Genomic DNA, 5,692 nt, shown 5'->3' with positions numbered 1-5,692 from the left:
ACCAGGCGCTTCTCGTAGTCGACCGCTTCGAGCCACTCGTCGGTGGTGAAGTTCGGCACGAGTTCGCCATCGCGCTCGGTCCAGCGGTTGCCCGCACCGTGCCACGTCTCGATGACGTCATACGGGCTGCTCGTGCCGATGGCGCCGGGCCACTTCGGCACGATGATGCCGTACGTGTCGTCGACGCCGTTGCCGTCGGGGTCCTGCTCGGAGAACGCCTTGGCCACCTCGTAGAGGTCGTCGGTCGTCTCGGGCAGCTCCAGGCCGAGGTTCGTCAGCCAGTCCTTGCGCACGATGACCGCCGCGCGCATGACGTCACGGGCGCGGAAGATGCCGTAGCTCCTGCCGTTGACGCTGGCCGCCTGCTGCACCTCGGGGAAGGTGGTGGTGAGGTTCGGGTAGTCGCCCAGGTACTCGGTGAGGTCCCAGAACGCGCCGGCTTCGGCGTTGCGGACGAAACCCGGGTCCTTGCCCTGGATGACCATCACGTGGGGGATGTCGTCGCCGGCGAGGGTGATGTTGGTCTTGTCGCCGTACGACGAGTTCGGCACCCAGGTGATGTCGAGGTCGACGCCGGCGATCTCCTCGAGGGCATCGTGGATCTCGTTGTCGTCGCTGGGCGCGTTCGTGACGAGGTACGGCACCATGAGCGACAGGGTGTCGAGCTCGGCCGACTCTTCGGCGTCACCGCCGCCCCCACCGCCGGTGCAGCCGGTGAGGGCGACGGCTCCGGCGGTGAGCAGGGCGAATGCGGTCAGGCGTCTGCGATGTTGCATGATGAACTCCTTCGTTCTGGGGTGCGGGGGAGGTGCGGATGCCGGCGGTCAGGCCGGCTGGGGGGAAGGCGTGGAGTGGGCGGGGGCCGACTGCTCGGCGACGAGCCGGTCGTTGGCCGCGAAGAACCCCAGGCAGAGCGCGGTGCTGATGGACAGCCAGGCGCCGATCGACACCAGCGGGATGAGGCCGGGCACCACGAGACTCGCCGTCACCGTGACCACCGCGGCCACTGCCAGCAGGGCGGAGGGGGCGAGATTGCGCAGCATCCACCGCGACGCGGTCGGCAGATAGCGGTGCAGCGGCAGGTCGTAGTGCACGTAGAGCGGCGCGAGGAGGGCCGTGAGCACGAAGGCGAACACGGCCGCCCCGGCGGTGAGGGCGCCGATCGGGCGGCCGAGGGTTCCGCTCAGCGCGGCCGATGCGGCCTGGGCTGCCAGCAGTGCGGTGACGGCGAGGGCAGGGCCGAGCACGACGTTGGACCGGACGAACTCGGCGCGCCACACGCGCGCGAAGGTGCGCAGGGTGGGGAAGGCCTCGCCGCGCAGGCGTCGGCGCGTGAGGTGTGCGGCGGCCGCCGTCGCGGGGGCGGCCCCGAGCGCGACACCCCCCGCGAGCGTGAAGACGAGCCACAGTGCGTTGACCGCCATCGCCCACAGCACCCAGTCGCAGGCGGCGTGCACACGCAGGGCCCAGGTCGGGCCGGACGCCGATGTCGTCATGGTGGGAATCTCCGTCGATCGCCGCACAGGGTGGGAATGCGTTTTCCCGGGAGGATATCCCCATACTCGCGGCGCTGTCAACGTGGGGTGAATCGTTCCATCGAGCTCGGCCGCCAGCCCTCCCGATCCACCCGCCGCCGAATCGCCGCTGCGGCCCCGGTCTTTCCCGCGGGGCCTGCTGCGATGGCGGCACGCCCATACGATGGGCGGGCTGGGACCGGTAACGGGTCACGATCCGGCAACAGCCGGAAAGCGTCTTCCGGGATCTCTTGCCAATCGATTCCGGCCGTAGTAGCGTAACCGGCAAGCGCTTTCCCGTGCCCTCTCGCAGGGCTCGGCGCCCACACCGCACAACCACACGGACAACGAACGTCCCGCGGAGCACCACGGACACGGACGTTCCAGGAAGGACAAGGATGTTCAGCACAAAGCGGGCCATCACCGCCGTCGCCATCGCGACCGGCGCGGCCCTCGCTCTCGCCGGCTGCGCCGGCGGAGGGGAAACCGAACCTGCGGCCGAATTCGACCCCGACGAGAAGGTCAGCATCGACCTGGCGTTCTGGGGCAACGACGTTCGCGCCGAGCTCTACAACGAGGCGATCGCGGCCTTCAACGAGGAATACCCGAACATCACGGTCAAGGCGACGTTCCTGGGGTTCCCCGAGTTCTGGGAGAAGCGCCAGACCGAGGCCGCCGGCGGCGGCCTGCCCGACGTCATGCAGTTCGACTACTCGTACCTGCGCCAGTACTCCGAGAACAACCTGCTGCTCGACCTCGACCCGTACCTCGGCGAGATCATCGAGACCGAGCCGCTTCCCCAGAACATCCTGGACATCGGCGTCGTGAACGACACCACCTACGCGATCCCCACCTCCACCAACGCATGGGGCCTGTTCACCAACCCGGTCGTGCTCGAGAAGGTCGGCGTGGAGAACTTCGCCGGTGGTTCGTGGGAGGACTACGCGGACTGGATGGGCGAGGTCACCGCGGCCGGCGCGGGGGAGATCTACGGCGGCGGCGACTACACCGGGCGCATCCAGAACTTCGAGCTGCAGCTGCGCTCGGAGGGCTCCCACCTCTTCACCGAAGACGGCGAGCCCGGCTTCGACGAGGAGCGCCTCACCGAGTTCTGGGAAGAGGGCACCGCGATGCGCGACGGGATCTCCTTCCCTCAGCAGCTCGTCGAGGAGCTCACCCCCCTCGGCCCGTTCGACACCGCTCGTGCTGCCAGCGAGCTCACCTGGGACAACTTCGGCGCCGGATACCTGGGCAACCTGGGCGAGGGCTACACCGAGCTGAGCCTCATCGAGCCGCCCGTCACCGAGGACGGCACGCAGGACCTGTACCTGAAGCCTTCGATGCTGCACGCGATCTCGGCCAAGACCGAGCACCCCGAGGCGTCGGCGACGCTGGTGAACTTCCTCATCAACTCGCCGCAGTCGGGTGAGATCTTCGGCACCAACCGCGGCCTGCCCGCCTCGGAGACCGCTCTGGCAGCGGCCGAGCTCGACCCGCTGAGCCAGCAGGTCGCCGACTACGAGGCGTCGATCGCCGACCGACTGGGCGATGCCCCGCCGGTTCCGATCGTCGGCTACGGCACGCTCGAGGAGAAGTTCCGCCAGCTCGGCACCGAGCTGAACTTCGGCACGATGACCGTCGAGGATGCCGTCGCGCAGTTCTTCAGCGAGATGGACATCGTCCTCAACCAGTAAGCAACGGCTGCCGGGGGTCCGGACGGTCACATCGTCGGGGCCCCCGCTGCATCCACCCCCTCACCACTTCAGGAGCACCCGTGAGCACGACTGCGACCAGGGTCATCGTCACCGAGGATTCGTCGTCCAAACGGCGTCTCATGCGCAAGCAGCGCCCCGAGCTCGTCTCCCGGCCCGGCCAGCGTCAACGTGCGCGCAAAGAAACCGCCGCTGGATACGCCTTCCTCATCCCGTGGCTGCTCGGGTTCTTCGGCCTCACCCTCGTTCCGATGGCGTACTCGCTGTACCTGTCGTTCACGAGCTACAACATCTTCTCCCCGCCCAAGTGGATCGGCCTGGACAACTACGTCCGGCTCTTCACCGCGGACCCCAACTTCATGCAGTCGGCGCAGATCACTTTGATCTACGTCCTCGTGGGCACGCCGATCACGCTCTTGGCGGCTCTCGGGGTCGCCATCCTGCTCAACTACCGTGACAAGGGCGCCGCCTTCTTCCGTTCGGCGTTCTATGCGCCCTCGCTCATCGGCGGATCGGTGTCGGTGGCCATCGTCTGGCGCGCCATGTTCAACACCGACGGGCCGGTCGACAGCGGACTGAACCTCTTCGGCATCGACCTGGGCGGCTGGATCGGCCAGCCCGGTCTCATCCTGCCCATGATGATCCTGCTGTCGGTGTGGCAGTTCGGCGCCACGATGGTGATCTTCCTCGCCGGGCTCAAGCAGGTGCCCAGGGAGCTGTACGAGGCGGCCGAGATGGACGGCGCGAACGCGTGGCGCCGCTTCCGCGCCGTGACCATCCCGCTGCTGTCGCCGGTCATCTTCTTCAACCTGCTGCTGGGACTCATCGGCGCGTTCCAGGTCTTCGCGTCGGCGTACATCATCTCCAACGGCACCGGCGGCCCCGCCGGCATGACGAACTTCATCACCGTCTATCTCTACAAGACGGGCTTCGCCGACGGTCGCATGGGATACGCCGCGGCGATCGCGTGGGTGCTGCTGGTCGTCGTCGCGATCATCGCCTTCATCCTCTTCCGCACCCAGAAGTCGTGGGTGCACTACTCGGGAGACAACCGATGACCATTTCCTCCTCCTCCCCGAACGCGCTCGTCCAGCTCGAGAACCAGGTCGACCCCGACCCCAAGACCGCTCCGCGGCGGCGCGTGAAGCGCAAGACCTGGCAGACGATCATCTGGTTCGTCGCCCTGCTGACCATCACCGCGGTCGTGCTCTACCCGCTGGTGTGGCTCTTCGTCTCGACCTTCAAGCCGAACTCGGAGTTCGGTCAGAACCAGGGACTCATCCCGAACAGCCCGACGCTGGACAACTACGCCAAGGTGATGGAGGGCATCGCCGGCGTGCCGATGGGCCAGTTCTTCTGGAATTCCTTCGTGCTGGCCGCGCTGTCGGTGGTCGGCACCGTGATCTCCTCGGCCCTGGCCGCCTACGCGTTCGCGCGCCTGCAGTTCAAGGGGCTCGGCGTGCTCTTCGCCGCGATGATCGGCACGCTGCTGCTGCCGTTCCACGTCGTGATCATCCCGCAGTACATCCTGTTCAACAATCTCGGCCTCGTCGACACGTTCGTGCCCCTGCTGCTGCCGAAGTTCCTGGCCACCGAGGCGTTCTTCGTCTTCCTGCTGGTGCAGTTCATCCGGCAGATGCCGCGCGACATGGATGAGGCGGCCAAGATCGACGGCGCCGGCCACTTCCGGGTGTTCTGGTCGATCATCCTGCCGCTCATCCGGCCCGCCCTCATCACGTGCGCGATCTTCTCGTTCATCTGGGCGTGGAACGACTTCCTGGGTCCCCTGCTGTACCTCACGAGCCCCGAGAACTATCCGCTCCCGATCGCGCTGCGGCTGTACAACGACCAGACGTCCTCGAGCGACTACGGCGCGACGGTGACGGCGTCGTTCGTCGCGCTGCTGCCGATCCTGCTGTTCTTCATCGTCTTCCAGCGCTTCCTCGTCGACGGCGTCGCCACGCAGGGCCTCAAGGGCTGAGTAGGATGCCGACGATGACCAGCCGTCGCGAGTACAAGGCCGCACTGCGCGCCGAGCGCTCGGGCGCCGGTCCGGTGCGCACCGAGGGGCCGCCGCCGCGGTTCCCCGGCGCGTCCGGCCGGTTCGCGCTGTTCGGCGAGGTGCTGCAGGTCGGCCTGCTCATGACCCTCGTCGCGCTGCCGGTCGTCACCCTGCCCGCGGCGCTGGCCGCCGGCATCCGGCACCTCCGCCGTCTCGTGACGGCGGAGGACTCGCGGCTGCAGTTCTTCTGGGCGGACGTCCGCCGCGCCGTGCTCCCGGGTTCGGCGGTCGGCGCGGTGTCGCTTGTGGCCACCCTCGTGCTGCTGCTCGATATCGACCTGGCGCGATCGGGGTTCCTCCCCGGTGGCGCGGTCATCGAGGTCGTCGGCTGGGCGGGGCTCGCGGGCGTCGCGGTCGCCGTGCTCGCGGCGGCCGGCGCCTGGACGCCGCAGACCGGCTGGCTC

6 protein-coding genes are annotated in these 5,692 nt (G+C 68.0%); 4 read left to right on the top strand and 2 right to left on the bottom strand.

Going from position 1 to position 5,692, the window contains the following annotated elements; genetic code table 11:
* Together NQ160_RS09525 and NQ160_RS09520 are read right to left on the bottom strand one after the other, a co-directional pair.
* Positions 1-776: extracellular solute-binding protein (locus NQ160_RS09525; protein WP_257514987.1), on the bottom strand; the 776-nt coding region annotated here is incomplete at its 3' end.
* 48 nt (positions 777-824) lie between these two features.
* Positions 825-1,496: a DUF624 domain-containing protein gene (locus NQ160_RS09520; RefSeq protein WP_257514986.1), complete on the bottom strand. Its 672-nt coding sequence runs from the start codon at positions 1,494-1,496 to the stop codon at positions 825-827.
* A gap of 416 nt (positions 1,497-1,912) precedes the next feature.
* On the opposite strand from NQ160_RS09520, the gene NQ160_RS09515 reads away from it, so the two are divergent.
* The 4 genes from NQ160_RS09515 to NQ160_RS09500 form a co-directional block, all read left to right on the top strand.
* On the top strand, positions 1,913-3,208 hold the full coding sequence (locus tag NQ160_RS09515; RefSeq protein ID WP_257514985.1) for an ABC transporter substrate-binding protein: 1,296 nt from the start codon (positions 1,913-1,915) through the stop codon (positions 3,206-3,208).
* 140 nt (positions 3,209-3,348) lie between these two features.
* Positions 3,349-4,284: a carbohydrate ABC transporter permease gene (locus NQ160_RS09510; RefSeq protein ID WP_257514988.1), complete on the top strand. Its 936-nt coding sequence runs from the start codon at positions 3,349-3,351 to the stop codon at positions 4,282-4,284.
* Positions 4,281-5,207 (top strand): carbohydrate ABC transporter permease, encoded by a 927-nt coding sequence (locus NQ160_RS09505; protein ID WP_257514984.1) that lies wholly within the window; start codon positions 4,281-4,283, stop codon positions 5,205-5,207. The genes NQ160_RS09510 and NQ160_RS09505 overlap by 4 nt, the downstream gene beginning before the upstream one ends.
* A 14-nt stretch (positions 5,208-5,221) precedes the next feature.
* On the top strand, positions 5,222-5,692 hold a 471-nt coding region (locus NQ160_RS09500; RefSeq protein ID WP_257514983.1), incomplete at its 3' end, for a hypothetical protein.

Source organism: Microbacterium sp. zg.Y909, assembly GCF_024626565.1.
This window is presented reverse-complemented; position numbering and strand designations above follow the sequence as displayed.

Excerpts from the sequence above, each read along its gene's own strand:
- NQ160_RS09515 (WP_257514985.1), top strand. The coding sequence starts at position 1,913 with ATGTTCAGCACAAAGCGGGCCATCACCGCCGTCGCCATCGCGACCGGC.
- NQ160_RS09505 (WP_257514984.1), top strand. The coding sequence starts at position 4,281 with ATGACCATTTCCTCCTCCTCCCCGAACGCGCTCGTCCAGCTCGAGAAC.
- NQ160_RS09510 (WP_257514988.1), top strand. The coding sequence starts at position 3,349 with ATGCGCAAGCAGCGCCCCGAGCTCGTCTCCCGGCCCGGCCAGCGTCAA.
- NQ160_RS09520 (WP_257514986.1), bottom strand. The coding sequence starts at position 1,496 with ATGACGACATCGGCGTCCGGCCCGACCTGGGCCCTGCGTGTGCACGCC.